This is a genomic window from Cellulosimicrobium funkei, from assembly GCF_900155925.1.
Classification (GTDB): Bacteria; Actinomycetota; Actinomycetes; order Actinomycetales; family Cellulomonadaceae; genus Cellulosimicrobium; species Cellulosimicrobium funkei.
This window is the reverse complement of the sequence record NZ_FTMI01000002.1, coordinates 690,477-714,098: the sequence shown is the minus strand read 5'-3', so window position 1 is coordinate 714,098 and position 23,622 is coordinate 690,477. Positions and strand designations below refer to the sequence as shown.

Sequence of the window (23,622 nt, the reverse complement as noted above, 5' to 3'; positions counted from 1 at the left end):
GTCAGTCGTCGAACAGCATCCTGTCCGACGGCGCCACGCGGCTCGCGCGCAGCGTCGGGTCCGCGCACACCGCCCTGGCGAGCGCGTCGCTCCCACCCACGTAGGTCGCCGTGGCGTCGATCTCCGTCCCGACGAACCACGACCGGTCCGCCGGCCACCACAGGTTCGGCGGCTGGTGGTCACGGAACGCGCCGACGTCGCCGAGCGTCCCCGTCCACAGGTGGTACTCGCGGTGCGGAAGCTCGAGCATCGGGGCGGCCGGGCGCTCGACCAGCGTGGGCGCGATGTGGCCCCACGCGTCGTCGAGCGCCCGCTCGATCTCCTCGGGGGTCGGCCGTGGCTCGCCCTCGGGCCACCCGACGAACGGGGCGACGCCGGAGGTCGTGCGCGGGTCGGTCCCGTGGTCGTAGAAGAAGGCGTGCCCCGTCCACAGGCCGAGGTGGACGGGCTGGTCCCCCGTGAACGGCCCGAGGACCGCCGCCAGGGCGTCGGCCCGCGTCGCCAGGGTGCCGTCGTCGTCGCAGGACGGGTGCGGGACGCACGCGTACGCCGCGTACCCGCGCGGGACCGTGCCGTCGACGCGCGGGCCGAACTCGCCGAGCCGCCCGGCGATCCACTCGCCCGCGGAGGCGTCGTCGTCCCAGGCCACCCGGGCGGTCGTCGTCACGCAGGCACCCTACGACGGAGGCGCACACCTCCCGCCGATACGCCGTCTCGATTGACTGAGACGGGGTATCGCTGCACTATGGGAGGGACCGCCGCCGACGCCGGGCCCGCATCCCGGGCAACCGCGTCGAGGACGGTCGACCGACCGCAGCCGCCCTCCCAGGGGAGCACCGATGCCCACCACCCCGATCATGCCCGGCGTCACCGAGCCCACCTACGACCTCGCGACCCCGCTCGACCTCGACTACGCCGGCGCGTTCGCCGACGCGACCGAGGAGGACCGCGCCCACCTCCGGCGCGTCCGGCAGTTCGTCCAGGACGAGGTGCTCCCCGTCATCGACGACTACTGGGAGCGCGCCGAGGTGCCGTTCGACCTCGTCAAGCGCATGGGCGAGCTCGACCTGCTGCGCGACGGCGTCGACGTCGACGGTCGTCCGCACGTGAGCCAGCTCGCGGCAGGCCTCGCCGCCATGGAGATGTCGCGCGGCGACGGCTCCGTCGCGACGATCTGCGGCGTCCAGGGCGGTCTCGCGCTGCGCAGCATCCAGATGCTCGGCTCCGACGAGCAGCGGGCGAAGTACGCCGAGCCCATGGCGCGCGGGGAGATCCTCGGCGCGTTCGCGCTCACCGAGCCCACCCACGGCTCGGACTCCGTCTCGCTCGAGACGACGGCGCGCACGGAGACGCGCGACGGCGTCGAGGGCTACGTGCTGAACGGCGAGAAGAAGTGGATCGGCAACGGGTCGTCGGGCCACATCACGGTCGTGTGGGCGCGCCTCGTCGGCGACGACGGTGACGGCCAGGTCCACGGGTTCGTCGTGCCGCAGGACACCCCCGGCTACACGGGCACGACCATCACCGGCAAGGTGTCGCTCCGCGCGATCTGGCAGGCGCACGTCGTGCTCGACGACGTGTTCGTCCCCGCCGAGAACGCCCTGCCCGGCGCGCGGTCGTTCAAGGACACCTCGCGCGTGCTCTTCGCGACGCGCCTCGGGGTTGCGTGGGCCGCCGTCGGGCACGCGGTCGCGTGCTACGAGGCCGCGGTCGCGTACGCGAAGCAGCGCGTCCAGTTCGGACGCCCGCTCGCCGCGAACCAGATGGTGCAGGAGCGCCTCACCCGGATGCTCTCGACGATCACGCAGCTCCAGCTCCTCGTCGCGCAGATGACGCGGCTCGACGAGGCGGGGACGCTCACCGGCCCGCAGGCGTCGCTCGCGAAGTACACGTGCACCCGCGGGGCGCGCGAGGTCGCGGCGAGCGCGCGCGACCTCCTCGGCGGCAACGGGATCCTGCTCCAGAACCGCGTCGCGCGGCACTTCGCCGACATCGAGGCCCTGCACACCTATGAGGGCACCGAGTCGGTCCAGGCGCTCATCGTCGGACGCGACATCACGGGCGTCTCCGCGTTCGTCTGACGGTCCCGAGGGCGCACGCCCTCCCCCCCGCTCCCCGGCGCCGCTCGCCCCTCCTCGCGGCGCCGGGGGCTCCTTCCTGTTCGCCCCGTCTCCTCGCCCTCCCCGGATCGGAGTCCCATGAGCACCGACGCCAGCCCCCTGCCCGACGCCGCCGCCGTCACCCCCGAGGACGAGGTCACCCCGGTCCTCCTGCACGGCGCGCGCACCCCGTTCGCGCGCTTCCGCGGCGCGCTCGCCTCGCTCTCGGCGGCCGAGCTCGGCGCGCACGCGATCCGCGGCGCGCTCGCGGCCGCGGGCGTCGCGCCGGAGCAGGTCGACACGGTGATCGTCGGGCAGGTCGTGCAGGCGGGCGCCAAGCAGGGCCCCGCGCGCCAGGCCGCGATCCTCGCGGGCCTCGGCTGGGACGTGCCCACCGTGACGATCAACAAGCTGTGCCTCTCGGGCCTCACCGCGATCATCGACGCGGCCCGGCTGGTCCGCACGGGCGAGGCGAGCGTCGTCGTCGCGGGCGGCCAGGAGTCCATGACGAACGCGCCGCACCTCGTCGTCGGGTCGCGCTCCGAGTTCGCGTTCGGGGACGTGACGATGGCCGACTCGCTCACGCACGACGGCCTGAACGACCCGTTCAGCGGCGAGGTCATGGGCGAGCTCACCGACCGCGGCTGCGTGACGCGCGGCATCGGCCGCCCCGAGCAGGACGCGTTCGCGCTGCGCTCGCACCAGCGGGCCGCCGCGGCGCGCGACGCCGGGCGTCTCGCCGAGGAGATCGCCCCCGTCGAGGTGCCGCAGCGGCGGGGCGAGCCGGTCGTCGTCGAGCACGACGAGGGCGTGCGCGCCGACACGACGCTCGAGGCCCTGGAGCGCCTGCGCCCCGCCTTCGTGCAGGACGGGACCATCACCGCCGGGTCGAGCTCGCCCCTGTCCGACGGCGCGGCGGCGGTCGTCGTCGCGAGCCGCGCCTTCGCGAAGCGCAACGGCCTGCCGTGGCTCGCCGAGATCGGTGCGGCGGGGCAGGTCGCGGGACCCGACAACTCGCTGCACTCCCAGCCGGCGCGGGCCATCGAGGCCGCCGTGAAGCGCGAGGGCATCGCCGCGGCGGACCTCGACCTCGTGGAGATCAACGAGGCGTTCGCCGCCGTCGCGCTGCAGTCCGTCGCGGACCTCGGCATCGACGCGGACGTCGTCAACGCCGACGGCGGCGCCATCGCGCTCGGCCACCCGGTCGGCGCGTCGGGCGCTCGGCTCGCGCTGCACCTCGCGCTCGCGCTCCGTCGCCGCGGGGGCGGCGTCGGCGCGGCGGCGCTGTGCGGCGGCGGCGGTCAGGGGGACGCGCTCGTCCTGCGCGCCTGACCCTCCGGGCGGGCCCCCTCGGGGCTCCGCCGCGCGAGCCGACCAACCCTGGTGCACGATGCTGCACCAGGGTTGGCGCGTTTCGGCCGCCGCGGTGTGACGCAGATCGCGCCACGACGGCCGGGTTTCGCGTCATGGATCGCGTCTGACGTGGTCCCTCTCCCTGGAACCGCCCCCCACGAGAGGACCGTCATGACCACCGTGACCGACGCAGCCCGCCGTACCGCGAGCCGTGCGCGCCGCTCGCACCTGTCCGCCGTCGCCGTCGCGCTCGTCGGGCTCGCCGCAGGCTTCGCCGCGGCGCCCTACCTGCTCGGCTGACGCCTCCCGCTCGACGGGCCCCGGGACCGCGGTCCCGGGCTCTCGTCATCCCTCGGTCGTCGTGCTCCGCGCCGGCTCGCGCGCGAGCAGCTCCTCCAGCCGGTCCAGCAGCGGGACCTGACCCGCGACGACGAGCCCGCGGGCGCGCGCGAGCGCGAACCAGCCGGCCCGGTCGAGCTCCGGGAACTCCTGCATGCGTCCCGAGCGCGGCGGCCACTCCAGCGCGAACGTGTTGCTCGCGATCGTCGTGACGTCGAGGTCCGCCTCCCGCGCCCACGCCGCGACGAGCTTGCCCGCGCGCTGGCGCACCGTGCCGAGGTCGAGGTCCGGTGCCGCGCCGGCGGGAGCCGGGACGCCGAGCTCTTCCGCGAACTCGCGCAGCGCCGCCGCGTGCTCGTCCTCCCCCGGCTCCACCTCGCCCTTGGGGATCGTCCACCCGCCCGCGTCCTTGCGCGCCCACAGCGGGCCCCCCATGTGCCCGAGGAGCACCTCGACGACGTCGGCACGGAACCGGTAGAGCACGAGCCCTGCTGACTGCTTCACCCCTCCTTCCTACACAGCCGACGCCGGACCGGCCCGTCGGAGCCGCGCGGACCACCCGCCGGGGGCGTTTCGGGGTCGTGTCCGGTGGCCTGTCGGGGGTCTGTCGGGGGTCTGTCGGGGGCACGGCGTAGCGTCGGCAGCACCAGGACCGGGACCGCAGAAGGGGACGACCATGGCCACGCAGAGCGTCACGCACCTCAACCCGCCCGGGCTGCACCGCAACCCGGCGTTCTCGCAGGGCACGATCGTCGAGACCGGTCGCACGCTCTACGTCGGGGGCCAGAACGGCACCGACGCGGACGGCGCGATCGTCGAGGGCGGCATCGCGGCCCAGACGGCCCAGGCGCTGCGCAACGTCCTCGCAGTGCTGGCCGAGGCAGGCGCCGGGCCGGAGGACGTCGCGCGGCTCGCCGTCTACTTGGACCCCGAGGCCGACCTCATGGAGGGCTTCGCCGCCGTCGGCGAGGTCTGGGGCCAGCACCCGGCTGCCGTGACGGTCCTGCGGGTCGGGATCGCGCGGCCGGGCGCGCTCGTCGAGATCGAGGCGGTCGCCGCGCTCCCCGCCTGACGCGGGGCACCGGCTCCCGCGCGCGACGACGCGGGGGTGCCGCTACTGTCCGGGGGTGCCAGCCCACCGGACCCCGTACCGCGCCCTCTGGCGGGCCGCGGCGTACGGGGTCGCGGCCTCCCTCCCCGTGCTCGCGCTCGCGTGGCTCGTGCGCGCGGAGTCGGGGGTCGTCGTCGACGCGGACCGCGCCGCCGTCGCCGCGGCGACCCGGTTCGCCGGCGAGCGCCCCGCGCTCGAGCGCGCGCTCCTCGTGGGACAGGAGGCGCTCGCAGCACGGTGGATGAACCTCGCCGCGATGGGCGTGTGCGTCTGGGCGTGGCGACGCCACGGGCTCGGGTCACGAGCGGCCTGGGCGGCCGGGACGATCTGGGGCGCGTGGGCCCTCGGCCTCGGCGCGAAGGAGGTCGTCGGCCGCGCGCGGCCCGTCCTCGAGGACGCCGTGTCGACCGTGCCGGGCGCGAGCTTCCCCTCCGGGCACGCGATGAACGCCGCGGCCGTCGGGGTGACGCTCAGCGTGCTCGTCTGGCCGTTGCTCGGGCGGCGAGGCCGCGTCGCGGTGGTCGGCGGTGCGACGGCGCTCGCTCTCGTCACCGCAGCCGACCGCGTGCTGCTCGGCGCGCACTACCCCTCCGACGTCGTCGGCGGGATCCTCCTCGGCGGCGCGGTCGCGGGGGCGTCCGCCGTCGGCTACCACGGCTGGAACGCCGCGCGGTCCGATCGTCCCTCCGGTGACACTCCCAGGAACGAGGTCTGATGCAACCCTTCGTGCACCGCTACGAGCTGGACACGACCCGCCCCACGGCGAAGGAGGTGCTGCGCGACGTCGGCCTGCGGGCGTTCCTCCCGGGGGCGGTGCTGTGGGTGGTCATCGTCGCGACGGGCTTCCTCGTCACCGGGCCGCTCGGCGACCTGCCGGGCGAGGTCGCGGTCAACCGGTGGTTCGAGCAACGGCGCACGCCGTTCTGGGACACCGTCACCGACGTGCTCTCCCTCATCGGCACGACCGAGTTCATCATCGGCGGCACGCTGCTCACCGTCGCGCTCGTGTGGTGGCGCACCCGGCAGTGGTGGTTCGCCCTCGTTCCCGCGCTCGCCGTCGCGCTGCAGGCGCTGATCTTCCTCACGTCGTCGATCGTCGTGGGGCGCGAGCGGCCCGACGTCTCGCGGCTCGACGAGGCGCCCCCGACGTCCAGCTTCCCCTCGGGGCACACGGGCGCGTCGGCGGCGTTCTACCTGACGCTCGCCCTGCTCGCGCAGCGCATCACGAACCCGGTCCTGCGCGTCGTCGTGACGGTGCTGTGCTGCCTCGTGCCGCTCGGCGTGGGTCTCTCGCGGCTCTACCGCGGTGCCCACGGACCGGCGGACGTCGTCGTGGGGCTCCTCAACGGCATCGTGTGCTGCGTCCTCGCGTGGCACTACCTGCGCCGCGACCTGCGCGCGAAGCGCTGACACCCCCGGGGACGCGCTCCCGGCGCCCGTCGGCGCCGCTCTCCCCCCACCACGACGACGGCGGGCCCGGTCCGAAGACCGGGCCCGCCGTCGTCGTGCGGGGGCCGTCCGGGCGCACGCGGCACCCGGACCAGCCGTCAGCTCAGGCGCACAGACCCACCGGGTCCCACGAGCCCCACGTCACGGAACCGGGGAGCTCGCCCTTCGTCCACCACTGGGCCCTGTAGTTCACGCCGGCGCGGGACACGGTCTGCCCGCCGGTGTAGACGGCCTCGCGCGACCAGGCTGGGGCGCAGACCGCCGCCTCGACCTCGGGCGCGGTGCCGCAGGGGCCGATCTTCTTCCAGGCGTTGCTCGCGCCCGGCTCCTGGTTGCGGGTCCACCACTGGGCCTTGTACTCCGCGCCCTCGTGCGAGACGACCTCACCACCGGTGTAGACGCCGGTGCCGTACCAGGGCACCGCGCACTCCTCGGCCACGCCGGGACCGGGGGTCGCCGCGCGCAGCGTCGAGCCCAGGGCGTCGCCGAGCTCGTTGCGGTAGTCGCCGGAGAGGTCCCACCACATCGCGCCGCCGTAACCCTGCGTCGCGACGAACTCGGCCTTCGCCGTCACGGACGCCGGGTCGTCGTAGCTCCACCACTGGTCGCCGTTGTACAGCCAGCTCGCGCCGATCTTCGGGTCGAAGAACTTCTTCCCGCCGAACGAGCGCAGCTCGGCGTACGTCTTGGTGCCGACGTACCCGGCGGCGGGCTGCCAGCCCTTCGTGCCGTCCTTGACGCCGTACCAGCCGTGGCCGTAGGCCGCGAGGCCCGCGTTGATCTGCGACGGGTCCGCGCCCGCCTTCACGTACATGCCGAGCGCGCCGTCGAGGCCGAGGCCCCAGTTCTCCGCGCCGTCGGGGTGCAGGTTGCCCTGGTGGCCCGTCTTGTTCGGGACCCAGCCGCCGTGGAAGTCGTAGCCCTGGACGTTGAGGAAGTCGACGACCGCGAACAGGCGCGGGTCGAGCCAGCCGCCCTGGCCGGCGTTCCAGCCGCCCGCGGGCGCGAACGCCGTCAGCAGGTAGTCCTGGCCCGTCGTCGCGCCGCGCGCGTCGAGCTCGGCGCGGAACTCCTCCATGAGGAGCAGGAAGTTCTCCTTGTCCTCCGGGCGGACGTTCGCCGTCTCGCCGCCGGTGACCGGCCACTCCCAGTCGATGTCGATGCCGTCGAAGATGCCGGCCGCGACTCCGGGGCCGCCCTTGCCGTCGACGACCGGCAGGTTGCCGTCGATGTAGAGGTCGAGGCACGAGTCGACGAGCCGCGTACGACCCTCGGCCGTGGACGCCGCCTCGGAGAAGTTGTCCGACCAGGTCCAGCCGCCGAGGGAGACGAGGATCTTCGTCTCCGGGCTGACGGCCTTGAGCTTCTTGAGCTGGTTGAAGTTGCCGGCGAGCTTCTGGCCCGGCTTGTCGGCCTTGCCGTCGACGGAGTCCGCGGCGGGCACCTCCGCGACGAAGTCGTTGAGGGGGTCGCCCTCGCCGGGGACGTCGGCGATGTCGCACACCAGGTCGGTCGTGACGTTGCCGAACGCGTAGTTGATGTGGGTGAGGTCCTCGATCGCTCCGGTGCGCACGAGGTCGGCCACGTGGAAGTCGCGGGTCACGCGCGAGTCGGCCATGACGTAGCCGACGCTGCGGAACCCGTTGATGTCCGACGGCCCGGCGACGGAGGCCGCCGGCTTGGCCGCGGGCTGGGGCGCCGCCGCGGCGGGCGACGCGAAGGTGGCGGCCGTGAGGGCGAGCGCCCCGACGACGGCGGAGGCCGTGACCACGCGCGAGCGTCGTGGCGAGGTCCTGGCGAACGAGCGGCCGGGGGCAGCCGCGCTGGGTGTCGATCGATCGGTCATGAAGGCCTCGTTGCTCTTCGGCCCGGGCTGGGGATCCCGGGATTTGTTCGGTCTCCTGCAAGATACCCGTGCGCATCCCCGAAACGCCAGGGTCCGAACGAAACCGTTACCGCTGTCGGTGGCAGGGCGCAGAGTAGGGCGGTGAGCTTCGACCGTGCGCCGCACGCCCCCGTGCTGCGCGCCCGCCCGACGATCGCACACCTCGACGCCGACGCGTTCTTCGCCGCCGTCGAGCAGCACCAGCGGCCGTCCCTGCGCGGGCGCCCGGTGCTCGTCGGCGGCGTGGGGCCGCGCAGCGTCGTCGCGACGGCGTCGTACGAGGCCCGGCAGTACGGCGCCCGCTCGGCGATGCCGATGGAGCAGGCGCGGCGGCTGTGCCCACCGTCGACGGTCGTCGTCGTGCCGCGGTTCGCCGCGTACTCGGCCTACTCGGCACGGATCATGGCGGCGCTGCGCGAGGTGACGGACCTCGTCGAGCCCGTGAGCATCGACGAGGCGTTCGCCGACCTCGCCGCGGCCGTCGGGCCGGAGACCGACCTCGCGGCGCTCGCCACCGGCATCCGCGAGCGGGCGCGCGAGCTGAGCGGCCTGCCCGTCTCGCTCGGGCTCGGGCGGTCCAAGCTCGTCGCGAAGCTCGCCTCGGAGGCCGCGAAGCCCGGCGGCGTCCGGGTCGTCGGGGCCGACGACGAGGACCCGTTCCTGCTCGACCTGCCCGTCCGCGCGCTGTGGGGCGTCGGCCCGGTGTCGGCCGCGCGGCTCGACGAGCTCGGGGTGCGCACGGTCGCCGACCTGCGCCGCCAGCCGCTCGACACGCTGCTCCTCGTCGCGGGCGAGGCGGGCGGCACCAACCTCTACCGGATCGCGCGCGGCTGGGACGACCGCCCGGTCTCCACGGTGCGGGAGCGCAAGTCCGCGGGCGCGGAGCACACGTTCGACACCGACCTGCACGGCCGGGCCGCGATCGCCGGGGCGCTCGACCCGGTGGTCGACGCCGCCCTGGCCCGCCTCGAGCGGCACGCCGTCGCGGCGCGCACCGTCGTGGTCAAGGTGCGCCTCGCGTCGTTCACGACCCTCACCCGCTCGGTCACGCTGTCCCGCCCGACGACCGACGAGGGCGCCCTCCGCGACGCGGCCCACCGCGCGCTCCGCCTCGCGGACGTCACCGAGCCCGTCCGCCTGCTCGGGGTCGCGTTCCACGCGCTGTCCGAGCACGCGCAGCTCATGCTGCCGCTCGGCGCGGACGCGGCGGAGGACCCCGCCGTTCCGATCGCCGCGGAGGTGGTGGGCGATGAGGCGGTCGGCCCCGGGGCGGTCGGTGCAGCGTCGGTGGGTGCAGCGTCGGTGGGTGCAGAGTCGGTGGGTGCCGAGGCGCCCGGCGCGGCCGCGACCGGACCCGTCCGGGCGACAGCCGCCCTCCTCGCCCCCGGCCTCGACGTCGCCACCCCGGCTGACGGGCGCGGGTGGGTCGTGCGCGTCGGCGACGACGGCCGCGTCGCCGTCCGCTTCGAGACGGCGCGGACCGGCCCGGGCTACCAGCGCTGGGTCGACCCGGAGACGGAGGAGCTCGCGCTCGTCGAGCCGCTCGGCCCGGACGGCGAGCCCGTGCGCGCCTCGCCCGCCGACGACGACGCGTAACCGCGAGCCGTCGCACCCGCGCGCGTGTCGTCCGCGCTCGTCCCGCCCGCGCTCGTCTCGCTTGCGCTCATCGCGCCTCTGTTCGTCCCGTCTGTGCTCGTCCATTCCGAGCTCACCCCGTCCGCGCTCGGCCCCTCCGTCCCGGTCCTGCCCGACGCCGGGCGGTCGGCGCGCTGCCGACCGGGCCTGCGCCGTCGGGCACGCGCGGGACGACCCCGGCCGCGACGAGGAGGAGCGCCGCGCCCACCCAGAACGCGGCCTGCGGCCCGACGACGTCGCTCAGCCCGCCCGTCGCGAGGGCGCCGACCGCCTGCCCGGCCGTGAGCGCGACGAAGAGCGCGGCGGTCGCGCGCCCGGCGGCGTGCGGGCGCAGCGCGGTGCCCCACGCGATGAGCACGCCGCTCAGGGCGGTGTAGGCGCCGCCGAAGAGAGCGCCCGCCACCGCCACGACAGGCACGCTGCCCGGGGCGAGGGCCAGCGCGGCGGTGCCGGCGGCCGTCGCGACGGCCGTCACGACCCAGGCGCCGCGCAGGCCGAGCACGCGGACGGCGTCGCCACTGAGGGCACCGAGGACCGCCGCCACGCCGAGGAGGCACCAGAGGGCCGCCGTCGTGCGGCCGGGGAGGCCACCGGTCACGGTGACGAGGTCGCGCCCGAACGTCCAGACCGCGGCGCTGCCGATGCCGGCCACCGCGGCCGCGACCCCGGCGCGTCCGAGCGACCGCCCGACTGCGGCGCCAGCCGCGGGCGGCGACTCGGGGGCCGAGGGCCAGCGCGCGCTCCGGTCGACGACCGCTGCCGTGACCACCGCCCCGACCGCGGCGGCGAACCACACGGGCCGCCAGACGTCCGGCGCGACGAGCGTAGCTACCCCCACGAGCGCCACGCCCACGCCCGTCCCGGAGTTCACGACGGCCTGCATGCGCCCGGCCCGGCGGCCGTCGACCGTCGCGCCGACCACGGCGACGAGCGCGGGCGACGCCGCACCGGCGGCGCTGCCCGCGACGAGCACGCCCGCCGCGAGGCTCGCGGACGACCACGACAGCCCGACCAGGACCGCCCCTGCCGCGGCGAGCGCCGCTGCGGCCCAGACGACCGCGCGCGGGGAGCGTCGGGCCATCGCGCGCTGCGCCCCGAGCGCGGCAGCGCAGTACGCGGCGAAGCTGCCGGCGGCGATCGCGCCCGCGGCGGCGGACGAGAGGCCGAGCTCGCTCGTGAGCGTCGGGAGCTGGAGGCCGTACCCGTAGCGGACGACGCCGTACGTCACCGCGACGAGGCCGGTGCCCGCGGCGACCAGGCGGCCTGGGGCGGGCGCGGCGGGGTGTAACGATCGTTTCAGCATAGTGATCGTTACGCTATCCCCATGCCCCGGACCGACGCACGCCGACCGGCCCGCGACCGCCTGCTCGACGCCGCGGAAGCGCTGTTCGTCGAGCACGGGATCGCGGCGACCGGCGTCGACGCCGTGCTCCGCCGCGCCGAGGTCTCCCCCGCGACCCTGTACGCGCACTTCCCGGGCAAGGACCACCTCGTCGCGGCCTACCTGGAGCGGCGGCACGAGCGCTGGCGCGCCGCGTGGGACGTGGCGCTGGACCGCTGCGGGGACGACGCGGACGCGCGGGCGCTCGCCGTCTTCGACGCGCTCGACGGCTTCCCCACCGCGACGAGCACCCGCGGCTGCGCGTTCCTCGCCGCTGCGGTCGAGGTCACCGACCCCGAGCACCCCGCGTACCGGTGGCTCGCCGCCGACACCCGCCTGCTCGTCGATCGGCTGCGCGACCTCGCCGCCGCGACCGACGCCGCGAACCCGGACGCCCTCGCGGCCGAGCTCCTCGCGCTCTACGACGCCGCGCTCGCCTCCCGCACGCGCCGCGCCGTCGCGGGCGACGACGGCCCGACGCCCCTCCCGTGGCGCGACCTCGCGGCGGGAGCGGTCCTGCGCCACCGCGCCTGACCTGCCCGGCGCTGCTGATGCGCTCGCGCGCCTCCCCGGTGATGCTGGACGGAGGGCCGCGTCACGACACGAGGGAGGCCCCGTGGAGTCCGTGCAGGGGAACGCGCCGCAGACCGAACCGCCCGAGGACGACGAACCCGCCGTCGACCCGCGGGCCCATGCCAACCGGTGGCGCGCGCTCGTCGTCCTGGCGGTCGCGCTGTCGATGGTCGTCATCGACGGGACGATCGTCGCCGTCGCCGTCCCGGACATCGTCGCCGACCTCGACCTCGGGCTGAGCGAGGCGCAGTGGATCAGCGCCTCGTACGCCGTCGTGCTGGCCGCGCTGCTGCTCTCGTCGGGCCGTCTCGGGGACCGGCTCGGGCGACGGCGGCTCCTCGTGGTGGGCGTCGCCGTCTTCCTCGCCGGGTCGCTGCTCGCCGCCGCGGCCGACGACGGCGGCTCGCTCATCGTCGGGCGGCTCGCCCAGGGCCTCGGCGCGGCCGCGATCCTGCCCTCGACGCTGTCGACCGTGAACGCGACGTTCCGCGGCAAGGACCGGGCCGCGGCGTTCGGGGTCTGGGGCGCCGTCATCTCGGGAGCCGCCGCGGTCGGCCCGCTCGCGGGCGGGTGGATCACGACGTCGTTCACGTGGCCGTGGATCTTCCTCGTCAACGTCCCCGTCGGCGCGCTCGTCGTGGTCGGCGCCTACCTCTGGGTGCCCGAGACCCGGGCACACGCGTCCGCCCCCGGGCTCGACCTCGTCGGGCTCCTGCTGTCCGCGCTCGGGTTCGGCGCGCTCGTGTTCGGACTCATCGAGGGCCAGACGTTCGGCTGGTGGAGCCCGAAGGGGGACGTCGAGCTGCTCGGGGCGACCTGGCCGACGTCCGCGCCCGTCTCGCCCACCCCCGTGTTCCTCGCCGCCGGGCTGCTCCTGCTCGTGCTCTTCGTCGTGTGGGAGCGGCACCGCGCGCGGGTGCGGCGGTCCGCGCTGCTCGACCTCACGCTGTTCCGCATCCCGACGTTCCGGTGGGGCAACGTCACCGCGACGACCGTCGCCGTCGGCGAGTTCGGCATCATCTTCGTCCTGCCGCTCTTCCTCGTGAACGTGCTCGCGCTGTCCACCATGGGCGCCGGGCTCGTGCTCGCGGCGATGGCGCTCGGCGCGTTCCTCTCCGGCGCGTCGGCGCGTCACCTCGCCGCCGCCGTCGGCGCCCCGCTCGTCGTGGTCATCGGCCTCGCGCTCGAGATCGTCGGGGTCGCCGCCGTCGCGCTCACGGTCACCGCGACCGTCTCCCCGTGGCTGCTCGCGGCCCTGCTCGTCGTCTACGGCGTCGGGCTCGGCCTCGCCTCCGCGCAGCTCACCAGCACGACCCTCGTGCAGGTCCCCGCCGAGGAGTCCGGCCAGGGCTCCGCCACGCAGTCGACGGCGCGGCAGGTCGGCTCCGCGCTCGGGACCGCGCTCGTCGGGACCGCGCTCGCCGTCCTGCTCGCGAGCGCCGTGCCCGCGGCCCTCGACGGCGAGGGCCTGCCCGACGCCGAGGTCACGCGCCTCGCCGACGCGACGAGCGGCTCCGCCGGCGACGTCATCGCGAAGCTGCGCGCCGAGGGCACGCACGGCGAGCTCGGGCCGCAGGAACCCGAGGTCGTCGACGCGCTCGCGTCCGGGTTCGCCGACGCGACGCGCGGGTCGCTGCTCGTCGCCGGGGCGTTCCTCGTGCTCGGCCTCGCGTCCGCGACGGCCGTCGTGCGGGCGTCGCGCCGGTCGGGGTGAGGGTCGGGCCCGACGCCGGAGCGGGTCCCGCCCGGCGCGGGGTCGCGCCGAGCCCGGTGCCGGGTCGAGCCGACGCGGGTTACGCCAGGCGGTGCCAGACGCCCCCGGACACGACCTCGACCGCGCCGTCGACCACGAAGGCCGTCTCGTCGTCGACCGCGTACGCCGGCCCGCCCAGGGCGGCAGCCCACCGCCGCGCCGCGGCCTCCGTGTTGTCGGGCAGGTCCGGGTGGCCCAGGTGGGGGAACATCGAGAAGTCGACGAGCCCCAGCGGCGTCGCGTCCTCGCCGTCGGGCGGCTCCCACCCCACGAACTCCTCGCCGACGCGCGGCGTCAGGGCCATGCTGCCGCCGCTCATCCCGACGTAGACCGTCTCGGTGAGCGACGGCACGAGGTCCGCAAACCCCGACCGTCGCATCCAGTACGCCAGGTACCCCGCGTCACCGCCCGCGGCCAGCAGCACGTCCGTCTCCCGGACGAGCGGCACCCAGCGGTCCGCGGGGATGCTCGGTAGCGCCGTCAGCTCCAGCACGCCAACCGACCCCCACCCCAACCCCGCCATGTGGTCCGACTCCCCCGTGATGAAGTCCCGGGCGTTCTTCCCCGGCCCCACCCACGGGTGGCCGTACAACGCCGTCGGGATGCACAGCGCCGAGCACTCACCGATCGGCCGGCCCAGCAGCCCGACGAGCGCCCCCTCGATGGTCGGGTTCGTGACTCCCCCTGACGTGAGCAACAGCTTCATCGCGTCCTCCTCGGCTCCGGCGGTCTGCACGACAGACCTCCGTGCGGGCGGGAACTCATCGCGCCACGTCGGCGGCGCTCGTCTCAGCACGACCGAGTGACAACGAAGGGCCCGACAGCCGCAGGTTCCGCGAATGGGACCCTTCGGGGTGGTAGCGGTGGCTTGGATGGTCGCCTTTCATGCCCTCGGTCGAGACTGCATGGAATCACCGCTGACCTGCACCGAAGCGCGGCCTCACAACAGTTCCGCGGAGGTCCGGGTCGAGGGCGGCCGCAGGCCATCGCGCAGCGACCGCGCAGGCGCCCTTGACGCGGGCCGGAGCTGGCCGGATGCTCGGCTGTCGGTTCGGGGCCGGACAGTGACAGATGGACGCGGCTCCTTCCGCGCCCCTACGATCGCGGCATGCACACCTCCACGAAGGGACATGCCGCGTAGGCGTCCTTCCCAGCTGCGCGCGGAGGCGCAGTTGATCGCGCGAGCGACGACTCCGCTCCGAAGACCGAAGGTCGGTGGCGGCAGCCTGTCCGGGTCAGCCCGAGCGGCGGTGCTCCAGTACGAGCATCGGACAGGCCTGGTGCGCGGATCGCTCCTCGTCGCGTTGTCGGTCTGGACACGCGCCGATGCCGTGGTCGAACCGTCCGTGACCAGCTGCGGCATCTGGGAGTGCTGCGGCTTCCACAGGCCCCTCGCTGAGACACGCGACATCATCGAGTCCCTGATGCGTCAGTCATCGTCGGGCGCCGGGCGAGAGCTGCGGCGGCTCGTGCGCGACTCCGACGTTCGGATGGTCGGTGATCTCGACGGCTACTGGTGGCGGGACCCTCGCTTCTGGACGTGAGCGCGGCTGCGTGACGACGAGGCGGTCTCGGAACGACTCCTGGGCCCCTTGGCAATATGAGCCGCCGGACGGTGGGGTGCGCGAAGCGAGCGCAACGGGCGGAGCGCGGGGCTGCGCCCGGAGGCGGTCAGCCAGGCAAGACGGAGCGAAATCGGAGGGTGGCGTACGACGAAGGGCCCCACCGCCGCAGAACTCTGCGGGTGGGGCCCTTCGGGTGGCGGTAGCGGTGGGATTTGAACCCACGGTGGACTTTCACCCACACACGCTTTCGAGGCGTGCTCCTTAGGCCGCTCGGACACGCTACCTCGCCGGGATACCCGGCCCAGGAAGGATACCTGGTCACACCCCCGGACACCGAATCGGCCGGTCAGCCGCTCCTGCGCCGGGTCGCGCACGCCCCGCTCGACGCCCGCGCGAGACGGACCACCCGGCCCGCCCCGCGCCGTCGGGCAACACCCGCCGCCGGACCGCGCGCGTCGCGCACCCCGCCGGAGGCACGGGCGTCACTTCCCGGCGAGCGCCTCGGCGAACAGCGGGGTGACGTTGTCGATCGCGTAGATCACGGCCGTGGGCGTGCCGAGCGAGAAGGCGTTGGAGAGGTCCTTGTCGTCGAACACGACGTAGCGGCCGTCGGCGACGGACGGCACGGTCTGGAAGATGGGGAGCGCCTCGACGTCGGCGGCGGTGAAGCCGATGGGCTGGATGACGGTGAGGTCGGCGTCGAGCAGGTCGACGTTCTCGGTGCCGAGGGTGGCGGAGAACTCCTCGCCGGCGGCCTCGTCGATCTCGGGCTTGGTCTCGAACCCGAGGCCCTGCATGAACTCGCCGCGGCTGGAGGTCGAGACGTAGGCGCCGAAGCCCTCGGCCCAGTAGGACCCGATGACGGCGATCTTGCCCGCGAACTCGGGGTGCTCGTCGCGCGCGGCGGCGAACGCGTCGTCGACCTCGGCGAGCAGCTCGTCGCCGGCCTCGCTGCGCCCGAGGGCGGCGGCGATCATGCCGACCTGGTCCTCCATGGGCGTGAGGTAGGCCTCGCCGCCCTCGGGGATGGCGACGGTCGGGGCGATCTCGGAGAGCCGCTCGTACCGCTCGGGGTCGCCGGACGACTTCACGTCGAGGATGACGTCGGGGTCGAGCACGGCGATCTGCTCGTACGACGGCTCGAGGGTGCCGATGATCTCGGGCGACTCGTCGTACGCGTCGGCGAGCCACGGGCCGACGCCGTCGCCGCCGAACGCGAGCCAGTCGCTCGCGCCGACGGGCTGGACGCCGAGCGCGAGGGCGGTCTCGGCGTCGCCCCACCCGAGCGCGACGACGCGCTCCGGCTCCTCGGGGATCTCGACGTCGCCGAACGCCGTGGGGATGGTCACCGGGAAGGTGTCCGCGGCGCCGTCGGCGGTCGCGCTGCCGGACGGCGAAGCCTCGGCGTCGCCGTCGCCGGACGAGCACGCGGCGAGCGCGAGCACGGCGAGCGCGGACACGGCCGCGAGCGCGCGGCGGGGACGGGTGGTGCTGGTGCGGTGCATGGGACTCCTCAGTCCTCGAAGATCTGGCCGACGGGCTCGCGCTTCTCCGCCTGGAAGCGGTCCTCCGCGCGGCCGTAGGCCCAGTAGCCGGAGAGCGACAGGTCGGAGCGCGGCACGCCGCGCTCCGTGAAGACGCGGCGCAGGGCCTTCATGGCCCCGCGCTCGCCGTGCGCGAAGACGTGGACGCGGCCCTCCCGCCACGGGAGGTCGGCGACGGCGTCGGGCAGGAGCGTCGTCGTCCCGGCGGGCGCGTCGCCGCGCAGCACCCAGGTGACCTGGACGCCGTCGGGCGCCTCGAGCGGCAGGCGGTCGGCCTCGGTCCCGACCTCGAGCACGGCGTGCCCGACGGCGTCGCGCGGCATGGCCTCGAGCGCGGCGGCGATCGCGGGGAGCGCGGAGTCGTCGCCGGCGAGCAGGTGCCAGTCGGCGGCCGGGTCGGGCAGGTACCCGCCGCCGGGGCCGGAGAGGACGAGGCGGTCGCCGGGCTTCGCGCGCGCGGCCCACGGCCCGGCCAGGCCCTCGTCGCCGTGCACGACGAAGTCGATCGCGAGCCGCCGCGCCGCCTCGTCGACCCAGCGCACGGTGTACGTGCGGGTGACGGGCACGTCCTCGGGCGCGAGCGTGTCGCGCAGGGCCGCGACGTCGTAGGGCGGCTCGAGGCCGAGCTCGGGCTTGGCGAAGTAGATCTTGACGTACTTGTCGGTGTGCTCGTTCGTCGTGAACGCGGCGAACCCGTCGCCCCCGGCCACGACGCGCACGAGGTGCGGGGAGAGCCACGCGGTCTCGAGGACCTCGAGGACCGTCTGGGGGCGGGCGCGCCGCGGGGCGGGCGCGGTGGTGGTCGACATGACAACCTCTCGTCGGTGACTTAGGTGAGGCTAACATCACCGCCTGGGCGCGAGGTCGTGACGCCGGTCACCACCCTGCGGAGCAGGGCGAGTCGCGCGGTCGTGGGGCCCGAGGGAACTCATACACGCACCCTGTGCCCTCCACAGCGGCCGCACAGGCTCGACCGGCGGAATGAGGACGTCCTCGACCACGGCGCCCAGCGCCCCGGCACCCGGAGGCCTCGTGTCCCAGCCCGTCCTGTACCTCGTCGACCTCGTCGCGGTCACCGTCCTCGCGTTCGGCCTCTACTTCCCCCGGCACCGCCGCCGCGACCTCGTCGTCGCGTACCTCGGCGTCAACGTGGGGGTGCTCGCGGTCGCGGCGACGCTCGCGACGAGCAGCGTCGGCGCCGGTCTGGGGCTCGGGCTCTTCGGCGTCCTGTCGATCATCCGCCTCCGCTCGACCGAGCTCTCGCAGACCGAGGTCGCCTACTACTTCGCCGCCCTCGCGCTGGGCCTCCTCGGCGGCCTCGGCGCGGCCACCGGCTGGCTGTCCCTCGCCGGCATGGCGCTCGTCGTGGGGGTGATGGCCGTCGTCGACCACCCGCGCGTCCTGCGCCGCGCGCAGAGCCAGACCGTCGTCGTCGACCGCGCCCTCGCCGACCCGGCCGAGCTCACGCGCTACCTGGAGGAGCTGCTCGGCGCCGAGGTCCGCGGGGTGAGCGTGCAGCGGCTCGACCTCGTCAACGACACGACCTGGGTCGACGTCCGCTGGACCGCCCCACGGACGCCGCGCCGGGGCGCGCGCCCCGCCCGTCCCGCCGTCCTGCCCGACGCCGTCCCCCCGCCCGCGGCCGACGCCGCGCCGCTCCGCGTGGCCACCGCGGCCCCGGACGGTCTCCCCGCCCGGACGGGGGTGCGCGCATGAGCCCGCAGACCCTCCCGGCCGACGACCGCGTGCGCGCCGCCCTGCAGCCGCTCACCGGGGTGGATCTCGACGAGCTCGTCGGGACGGCCGCGTTGCTGACCCGGGTCGACCGCAAGTACGTCCTGCCGGTGGACGACGCGGTCGCCGTGCTCGACGCCCTCTCCCGCACGACCGCCGCGCGCGTCCTCGAGATCGACGGCGCGCGCAGCGCGGCCTACGAGTCGGTGTACTTCGACACGCCCGACCTCGCGTCGTTCCGCCTCACGGCGACGCGCCGCCGTCGGCGGTTCAAGGTCCGCACGCGCACCTACCTCGACTCCGGGACGAGCTTCCTCGAGGTCAAGACGCGCGCCGCGCGCGGCACGACGCTCAAGCAGCGCGTCGCCCACGACTGCCCGACGGCGCTCGACGGCGGGCAGGAGTTCGTCCACCGGACGCTCGCCGCCGAGGGCATCGACGGCGTGCCGGAGCACGCGCTCGCACCCGGCCTCGTGTCGCGGTACCGCCGCACGACGCTCCTGCTCCCCCGGCCCGACGGCGCCGCGCGCGCCACCGTCGACACCGGGCTCACGTGGGAGCTCGACCGGCCCGACGGCGCCCGCCCCCTCTCCTGGCCCGTCACCCACCTGGCGGTCGTCGAGACGAAGGGCGGCTCGACGCCGTCGGACCTCGACCGGCTGCTGTGGCGGCACGGCCACCGCCCCGAGCGGATCTCGAAGTACGGCACCGGGCTGGCGCTGCTGCGCCCCGACCTGCCCGACGGCCCCTGGCGGCGCGTGATCCGCCGCCACCTCACCCCCTCCCCAGGCGGCACGACGTCCGACCGGACTCCCGCCCACCACCTCGCCCGACAACCCGCCCGCACCCCCGGGCACGACGACAGGAGCCTGTGATGCGCATCCGACGACCCCTCACGTACCTCACCGCGGCCGCGGCGGCCGCCGTCCTCGCCGGCTGCTCGGTCCTGGGCAGCGACGCCGCCACGGACGACACGTCCGCGAGCGCGAGCACCACAACCTCGACCACCGCGTCCGACGCCGTCGCCGGCCTCACCCCGGACGAGGCGCGCGCCGACAACACCGAGGTGACGGTGGACGACGCCGACCTCGCGGTCGACGAGGCGTCGGCGACGACTGTCGCGCTCGACGGCGGCACCGCCACCGTGGACGGCGACGGCGTGACCGTCGACGGCGCGACCGTCACCGTGACCGCCCCCGGCACGTACGTGCTGAGCGGCACGCTGGAGGGCCAGGTCGTCGTCGACACCGCCGAGGGCGGGCTCGTCCAGCTCGTGCTCGACGACGCCGACATCACCTCCCCGACCAACGCCGCCGTCAACGTGCAGGACGCGGAGAAGGTCGCGGTGGTCCTCGCCGACGGCTCGACGAACAGCCTCACCGGCGCCGAGGAGCCCTCCGAGCTGGACGCCGACGGCGAGCCCGACGGCGCGCTGTTCTCGACGGCCGACCTCGTGATCGGCGGCGACGGCGCGCTCACCGTGACGTCGCACGCTAACGACGGCATCGTCTCGAAGGACGGCCTCGTCGTCGCGGGCGGCGACCTCACCGTCGACGCGGGCGACGACGGCCTGCGCGGCAAGGACTACCTCGTCGTCACGGGCGGGACGCTCGACGTCACCGCCGCGCAGGACGGGCTGAAGTCCACCGAGGACGGCGACGCGGCCCTCGGCTTCGTCGACGTGCGCGGCGGGGACGTCACCGTCACGTCGGGCGACGACGGCGTGCAGGCGGTGACGGACGTCGTCGTCTCCGGCGGCACGCTGACGGTCACCGCGGCCGGCGGTGCGGGCGCCGACGTGAGCGAGGACGCCTCCGCGAAGGGCCTCAAGGGCGACGTGGGCGTCGTGGTCGGCGACGACGCGACGGTCACCGTCGACGCCGCCGACGACGCGCTGCACTCGGACGGCGCCGTGTCCGTCTCGGGCGGGACCGTCGAGCTGTCGTCCGGCGACGACGGCGTGCACGCCGACGGCGACGTCACCGTCTCCGGCGGTGAACTCACCGTCGCGACGTCCGTCGAGGGCATCGAGGGCGCGACCCTCACGATCTCCGGTGGTGACGTCGACGTGACGGCGAGCGACGACGGCCTCAACGCGACGGTCGGGTCGACGACCGGCACCGGCGAGGGCGACACGGCATCAGGCGGCACGACAGCAGGCGACACGGCGGCGGGCGGCTCGGCGGCGGGCGGCTCGGTCGACGGCACCATGCCGGAGCCGCCGGACGGTGCACCGGGCGGGACGACGGGCGGCACCCCGCCGGAGATGCCGGCCGACGGCGAGATGCCCGAGCCCCCGCAGGGCGACGACCTGCCTGACGGTGTCGAGCCCCCCGACGGCACGGACCTGCCGCAGGGCCGCCCTGGCGGTGGGGCGGGCGGCATGGCGGGCGGCGGCATGGACGCCGACGACGGCTCGTCGCTGACGATCTCCGGCGGCACGCTCACGATCGACGCGGGCGGCGACGGGATCGACTCGAACGGGTCGCTCACGGTCACGGGCGGCGAGACGGTCGTCCAGGGCCCGACGAACGACGGCAACGGCGCGCTCGACGTGAACGGCACGTTCACCGTCTCCGGCGGCTCGCTCGTCGCGGCGGGCAGCGCGGGGATGGTCGTCGTACCGGCCACGGACTCCGAGCAGGGCTGGCTCGCCGCCGACGTCTCTGCGAGCGCCGGCGACACCGTCACCGTCACGGCGTCGGACGGCACCGTCGTCGCCGAGCTCACCGTCACCAAGGAGACGGCGAACGTCGTCGTCTCCTCCCCCGACGTGACGACCGGCGAGACCTACACGGTGACCACCCCGTCCGGCTCGGTGACCGCCGTCGCGGGCGACTGGACCGGCGGCGGCATGGGGGGCCGCCCCACCCGCCCGGGCACGCAGGACGGCACCACGGCCCAGAACGGCACCAGGGGCCAGCGCGAGACCACCGAGTCCTGACCGCGCGTCGTCCGGCGGGGATCCCAGCCCGAGCGCCCTGCCGAGGTAGAGCCCCGGTCCCGCGAGGTAGAGCCGTGGTTCCCCGACGTACAGCCGAAGTCCCGCGAAGTAGAGCCGAGGTCATCCGAGAGAGACCCGCGGTCGGGCACCGGCAGGAGCGCGCCAAGGATCGTCCCCACTCCGGTCCGTGCGGCCACCTGGTCGCGAGGAGCCCTTGCCGTGGTCGTGCCGCGTCCTCGCGTTGGAGCACCGTCGTGCCCGACGGCGGTCGGTCGCCCGCGGCGAGGGCGCCTCAGCCGGCCACCAGCAAGGCGGCACCACCATCCAGACCCGACCCGCGCCGTCGGGCACAAGACCACGGCTCTACCTCGCAGAACCACGGCTCTACCTCGCCGTACCTCGGGTCTACCTCGCGCGACCACGGCTCTACCTCGCCAGACCTCGAGTCCACCTCACGGGACCACGGCTCTACCTCGCCAGACCTCGAGTCCACCTCACGGGACCACGGCTCTACCTCGACCGAACCACGGCTCTACCTCGCGCGACCTCAGCTCTACCTCGCGGGGCCTCGGGTCTCCCTCGGGGTGACCAGGGCTACCTCGGCGGGCCGGGGTTCAGTCCCCGCTCTCGTCGTACCGTGGGAGACGTGCCCAGCGACCCGACCGCACCGTCCCCGACCGACCCGACCGAACCGACGACCGCCTCCCCCGCGCACGTGGCGACGTCGGCCGCCGACCTGCCGTCCGCCGTCCCGACCCTGTCGTCGCGGCTCGCGTGGCGGCCGAGCCAGCCGCCGGCGGGCGCGGAGCCGGCGCCGCGGACGGGGACGGTCGAGGACGCGGTGGAGCTGCTGCGCGGGCTGCGGGTCACGGCGCTCACGGGCGCGGGCGTGTCGACGGACTCGGGGATCCCGGACTACCGCGGCCCGGACTCGCCGCCGCGCAACCCGATGACGTACCAGCAGTTCGTGCAGGACGAGGCGTTCCGCCGCCACTACTGGGCGCGCAACCACGTCGGGTGGCAGCACGTGCACCGCACGCACCCGAACGCGGGCCACCGGGCGCTGGCGCGGCTCGAGGACGCGGGCGTGCTCGTCGGGCTCATCACGCAGAACGTGGACCTGCTGCACGAGGACGCGGGCAGCCGCAACGTCATCGACCTGCACGGCCGCTACGACCGGGTGATCTGCCTGCAGTGCGGGCGCGTCATCTCGCGCGAGCACCTGGCCGAGCGCCTGACCGCGCTCAACCCGGGGTTCCTGGAGAGCGTCGGCGACGTCGGCGACGTGGAGATCGCGCCGGACGCGGACGCCGTGATCGAGCAGACGTCGCACTTCCGGCCCGCACCGTGCGAGTTCTGCGGCGGGGTCCTCAAGCCGGAGATCGTGTACTTCGGGGAGAACGTGCCGCGCGAGCGGGTCGACCGCGCGTTCGCCATGGTCGACGAGGGCGACGCGCTCCTCGTCGCCGGGTCGTCGCTCACGGTGCTGAGCGGGCTGCGGTTCGTGCGGCACGCGGCGAAGGACGGCAAGCCGGTCGTCATCGTCAACCGCGGATGGACGCGCGGCGACCCGCTCGCGACGCTCAAGATCGAGGCCGGCACCACGGAGACCCTCACCGCCCTCGCCGAGGCGCTCGCGCGCTGAGGCGACCGACCCACGAGCGGTGGGGAGGAAGGACGGCGCCGGGTCGTGGCGGGCCTGGCGGGAGGCGCCGAGGGACGAGGCGCCGGATGGTAGACCCGGCGCCGTCCTTCCTCCCCTCCGCGACCACGACGACAGGGGGTGCGGTCAGCGCTGCGCGCCGAAGAAGTCGCGGAGCAGCCGTGCGCACTCGTCCTCGCGCACGCCGCCGACGACCTCGACGGCGTGGTTCGCGCGCTGGTCGCGCACGAGGTCCCACACCGAGCCGGTCGCACCGGCCTTCGGGTCCCACGCCCCGAGCACGAGCCGCTCGACGCGCGCCAGCACGAGCGCGCCCGCGCACATGACGCACGGCTCGAGCGTGACGACGAGCGTGCAGCCCTCGAGGCGCCACTCCCCCCACGTCGCGGCGGCCTGGCGCAGCGCGAGCACCTCGGCGTGCGCGGTCGGGTCGCCCGTCTCCTCGCGCCGGTTGCGCCCCACGCCGAGCAGCCGACCGTCCGGCCCGACGACGACCGCCCCCACGGGCACGTCGGCGCTCGCGAGCGCGTGGGTCGCCTCGTGCAGCGCGAGGCCCATCAGGGCGTCCCACGTCCGGCGGCGCCCCGCGACCGT

General features: G+C 75.2%; 22 protein-coding genes and 1 tRNA gene. 14 read left to right on the top strand and 9 right to left on the bottom strand.

Annotated elements, in window-relative coordinates:
* Position 1: 1 nt before the first annotated feature.
* On the bottom strand, positions 2-667 hold the full coding sequence (locus tag BXA05_RS07395; RefSeq protein ID WP_143311085.1) for a hypothetical protein: 666 nt from the start codon (positions 665-667) through the stop codon (positions 2-4).
* A 172-nt stretch (positions 668-839) separates the two neighbouring features.
* On the opposite strand from BXA05_RS07395, the gene BXA05_RS07390 reads away from it, so the two are divergent.
* The 3 genes from BXA05_RS07390 (at position 840) to BXA05_RS20685 (ending at position 3,752) form a co-directional block, all read left to right on the top strand.
* Positions 840-2,081 carry an acyl-CoA dehydrogenase family protein gene (locus tag BXA05_RS07390; RefSeq protein ID WP_076404473.1) on the top strand — a complete coding sequence of 414 codons (1,242 nt, stop codon included), beginning with the start codon at positions 840-842 and terminating at the stop codon, positions 2,079-2,081.
* A 117-nt stretch (positions 2,082-2,198) separates the two neighbouring features.
* Positions 2,199-3,431 (top strand): acetyl-CoA C-acyltransferase, encoded by a 1,233-nt coding sequence (locus BXA05_RS07385; protein WP_076404472.1) that lies wholly within the window; start codon positions 2,199-2,201, stop codon positions 3,429-3,431.
* Positions 3,432-3,623: 192 nt separating this feature from the next.
* Positions 3,624-3,752, top strand: coding sequence for a hypothetical protein (locus BXA05_RS20685; protein WP_255179672.1), 129 nt, complete (start codon positions 3,624-3,626; stop codon positions 3,750-3,752).
* A gap of 45 nt (positions 3,753-3,797) precedes the next feature.
* Here BXA05_RS20685 and BXA05_RS07380 read toward each other — a convergent pair whose 3' ends face one another.
* Entirely contained in the window at positions 3,798-4,295 is a 498-nt protein-coding gene (locus BXA05_RS07380) for an NUDIX hydrolase (RefSeq protein WP_043658711.1), read from the bottom strand.
* A 172-nt stretch (positions 4,296-4,467) separates the two neighbouring features.
* On the opposite strand from BXA05_RS07380, the gene BXA05_RS07375 reads away from it, so the two are divergent.
* The 3 genes from BXA05_RS07375 to BXA05_RS07365 are packed head-to-tail and all read left to right on the top strand — an operon-like array spanning position 4,468 to position 6,312.
* Entirely contained in the window at positions 4,468-4,863 is a 396-nt protein-coding gene (locus tag BXA05_RS07375) for a RidA family protein (protein ID WP_076404471.1), read from the top strand.
* Between the two features lie 55 nt (positions 4,864-4,918).
* Positions 4,919-5,617, top strand: coding sequence for a phosphatase PAP2 family protein (locus BXA05_RS07370; RefSeq protein ID WP_076404470.1), 699 nt, complete (start codon positions 4,919-4,921; stop codon positions 5,615-5,617).
* Positions 5,617-6,312 carry a phosphatase PAP2 family protein gene (locus BXA05_RS07365; protein ID WP_076404469.1) on the top strand — a complete coding sequence of 232 codons (696 nt, stop codon included), beginning with the start codon at positions 5,617-5,619 and terminating at the stop codon, positions 6,310-6,312. Before BXA05_RS07370 ends, BXA05_RS07365 begins: the two co-directional genes overlap by 1 nt.
* A 142-nt stretch (positions 6,313-6,454) precedes the next feature.
* On the opposite strand, the gene BXA05_RS07360 is transcribed toward BXA05_RS07365, so the two are convergent.
* Positions 6,455-8,122: a glycosyl hydrolase family 18 protein gene (locus tag BXA05_RS07360; RefSeq protein WP_076404468.1), complete on the bottom strand. Its 1,668-nt coding sequence runs from the start codon at positions 8,120-8,122 to the stop codon at positions 6,455-6,457.
* 216 nt (positions 8,123-8,338) lie between these two features.
* On the opposite strand from BXA05_RS07360, the gene BXA05_RS07355 reads away from it, so the two are divergent.
* Entirely contained in the window at positions 8,339-9,832 is a 1,494-nt protein-coding gene (locus tag BXA05_RS07355; RefSeq protein WP_076404467.1) for a DNA polymerase IV, read from the top strand.
* A 112-nt stretch (positions 9,833-9,944) separates the two neighbouring features.
* On the opposite strand, the gene BXA05_RS07350 is transcribed toward BXA05_RS07355, so the two are convergent.
* The gene (locus BXA05_RS07350) at positions 9,945-11,174 is read right to left on the bottom strand and encodes a YbfB/YjiJ family MFS transporter (protein WP_076404466.1); all 1,230 of its coding nucleotides are present in this window, start codon (positions 11,172-11,174) and stop codon (positions 9,945-9,947) included.
* A 21-nt stretch (positions 11,175-11,195) separates the two neighbouring features.
* On the opposite strand from BXA05_RS07350, the gene BXA05_RS07345 reads away from it, so the two are divergent.
* Together BXA05_RS07345 and BXA05_RS07340 are read left to right on the top strand one after the other, a co-directional pair.
* A complete protein-coding gene (locus tag BXA05_RS07345; protein ID WP_076404465.1) occupies positions 11,196-11,786 on the top strand; it encodes a TetR/AcrR family transcriptional regulator in 591 nt (196 codons plus the stop codon).
* Between the two features lie 82 nt (positions 11,787-11,868).
* Positions 11,869-13,539, top strand: coding sequence for a DHA2 family efflux MFS transporter permease subunit (locus BXA05_RS07340; RefSeq protein ID WP_143311082.1), 1,671 nt, complete (start codon positions 11,869-11,871; stop codon positions 13,537-13,539).
* Between the two features lie 79 nt (positions 13,540-13,618).
* On the opposite strand, the gene BXA05_RS07335 is transcribed toward BXA05_RS07340, so the two are convergent.
* A complete protein-coding gene (locus tag BXA05_RS07335) occupies positions 13,619-14,284 on the bottom strand; it encodes a Type 1 glutamine amidotransferase-like domain-containing protein (protein ID WP_076404658.1) in 666 nt (221 codons plus the stop codon).
* Positions 14,285-14,828: 544 nt separating this feature from the next.
* Between BXA05_RS07335 and BXA05_RS07330 the strand changes: the two genes are divergently transcribed.
* Positions 14,829-15,122, top strand: coding sequence for a hypothetical protein (locus BXA05_RS07330; RefSeq protein WP_076404464.1), 294 nt, complete (start codon positions 14,829-14,831; stop codon positions 15,120-15,122).
* A gap of 215 nt (positions 15,123-15,337) precedes the next feature.
* Here BXA05_RS07330 and BXA05_RS07325 read toward each other — a convergent pair.
* From BXA05_RS07325 to BXA05_RS07315, 3 genes are all read right to left on the bottom strand, one after another.
* Positions 15,338-15,427 (bottom strand) — tRNA-Ser (locus BXA05_RS07325).
* A gap of 198 nt (positions 15,428-15,625) precedes the next feature.
* The gene (locus BXA05_RS07320) at positions 15,626-16,648 is read right to left on the bottom strand and encodes an iron-siderophore ABC transporter substrate-binding protein (RefSeq protein WP_076404463.1); all 1,023 of its coding nucleotides are present in this window, start codon (positions 16,646-16,648) and stop codon (positions 15,626-15,628) included.
* Positions 16,649-16,656: 8 nt separating this feature from the next.
* Positions 16,657-17,496, bottom strand: a complete 840-nt coding sequence (locus BXA05_RS07315; RefSeq protein ID WP_076404462.1) for a siderophore-interacting protein — start codon at positions 17,494-17,496, stop codon at positions 16,657-16,659.
* Between the two features lie 223 nt (positions 17,497-17,719).
* Here BXA05_RS07315 and BXA05_RS07310 point away from each other — a divergent pair, with 223 nt between their 5' ends.
* From BXA05_RS07310 to BXA05_RS07295, 4 genes are all read left to right on the top strand, one after another.
* Positions 17,720-18,403, top strand: coding sequence for a DUF4956 domain-containing protein (locus BXA05_RS07310; RefSeq protein ID WP_170963149.1), 684 nt, complete (start codon positions 17,720-17,722; stop codon positions 18,401-18,403).
* Entirely contained in the window at positions 18,400-19,296 is an 897-nt protein-coding gene (locus tag BXA05_RS07305; protein ID WP_083711622.1) for a polyphosphate polymerase domain-containing protein, read from the top strand. Before BXA05_RS07310 ends, BXA05_RS07305 begins: the two co-directional genes overlap by 4 nt.
* On the top strand, positions 19,296-21,365 hold the full coding sequence (locus BXA05_RS07300; protein ID WP_143311081.1) for a carbohydrate-binding domain-containing protein: 2,070 nt from the start codon (positions 19,296-19,298) through the stop codon (positions 21,363-21,365). Before BXA05_RS07305 ends, BXA05_RS07300 begins: the two co-directional genes overlap by 1 nt.
* Positions 21,366-22,206: 841 nt before the next feature.
* Positions 22,207-23,010, top strand: coding sequence for an NAD-dependent protein deacetylase (locus BXA05_RS07295; protein ID WP_043656515.1), 804 nt, complete (start codon positions 22,207-22,209; stop codon positions 23,008-23,010).
* Between the two features lie 144 nt (positions 23,011-23,154).
* Here the strand turns inward: BXA05_RS07295 and BXA05_RS07290 are convergent, their stop codons facing one another.
* Positions 23,155-23,586, bottom strand: a complete 432-nt coding sequence (locus BXA05_RS07290) for a nucleoside deaminase (protein ID WP_074804208.1) — start codon at positions 23,584-23,586, stop codon at positions 23,155-23,157.
* Positions 23,587-23,622 lie beyond the last annotated feature (36 nt).

What these genes read in the sequence shown, in the direction of transcription:
- BXA05_RS07290 (WP_074804208.1), bottom strand. Translation starts at nt 23,586, where the DNA reads ATGGGCCTCGCGCTGCACGAGGCGACCCACGCGCTCGCGAGCGCCGAC.
- BXA05_RS07375 (WP_076404471.1), top strand. Translation starts at nt 4,468, where the DNA reads ATGGCCACGCAGAGCGTCACGCACCTCAACCCGCCCGGGCTGCACCGC.
- BXA05_RS07315 (WP_076404462.1), bottom strand. Translation starts at nt 17,496, where the DNA reads ATGTCGACCACCACCGCGCCCGCCCCGCGGCGCGCCCGCCCCCAGACG.
- BXA05_RS07390 (WP_076404473.1), top strand. Translation starts at nt 840, where the DNA reads ATGCCCACCACCCCGATCATGCCCGGCGTCACCGAGCCCACCTACGAC.
- BXA05_RS07300 (WP_143311081.1), top strand. Translation starts at nt 19,296, where the DNA reads ATGCGCATCCGACGACCCCTCACGTACCTCACCGCGGCCGCGGCGGCC.
- BXA05_RS07305 (WP_083711622.1), top strand. Translation starts at nt 18,400, where the DNA reads ATGAGCCCGCAGACCCTCCCGGCCGACGACCGCGTGCGCGCCGCCCTG.
- BXA05_RS20685 (WP_255179672.1), top strand. Translation starts at nt 3,624, where the DNA reads ATGACCACCGTGACCGACGCAGCCCGCCGTACCGCGAGCCGTGCGCGC.
- BXA05_RS07365 (WP_076404469.1), top strand. Translation starts at nt 5,617, where the DNA reads ATGCAACCCTTCGTGCACCGCTACGAGCTGGACACGACCCGCCCCACG.
- BXA05_RS07385 (WP_076404472.1), top strand. Translation starts at nt 2,199, where the DNA reads ATGAGCACCGACGCCAGCCCCCTGCCCGACGCCGCCGCCGTCACCCCC.
- BXA05_RS07345 (WP_076404465.1), top strand. Translation starts at nt 11,196, where the DNA reads ATGCCCCGGACCGACGCACGCCGACCGGCCCGCGACCGCCTGCTCGAC.
- BXA05_RS07350 (WP_076404466.1), bottom strand. Translation starts at nt 11,174, where the DNA reads ATGCTGAAACGATCGTTACACCCCGCCGCGCCCGCCCCAGGCCGCCTG.
- BXA05_RS07320 (WP_076404463.1), bottom strand. Translation starts at nt 16,648, where the DNA reads ATGCACCGCACCAGCACCACCCGTCCCCGCCGCGCGCTCGCGGCCGTG.
- BXA05_RS07335 (WP_076404658.1), bottom strand. Translation starts at nt 14,284, where the DNA reads ATGAAGCTGTTGCTCACGTCAGGGGGAGTCACGAACCCGACCATCGAG.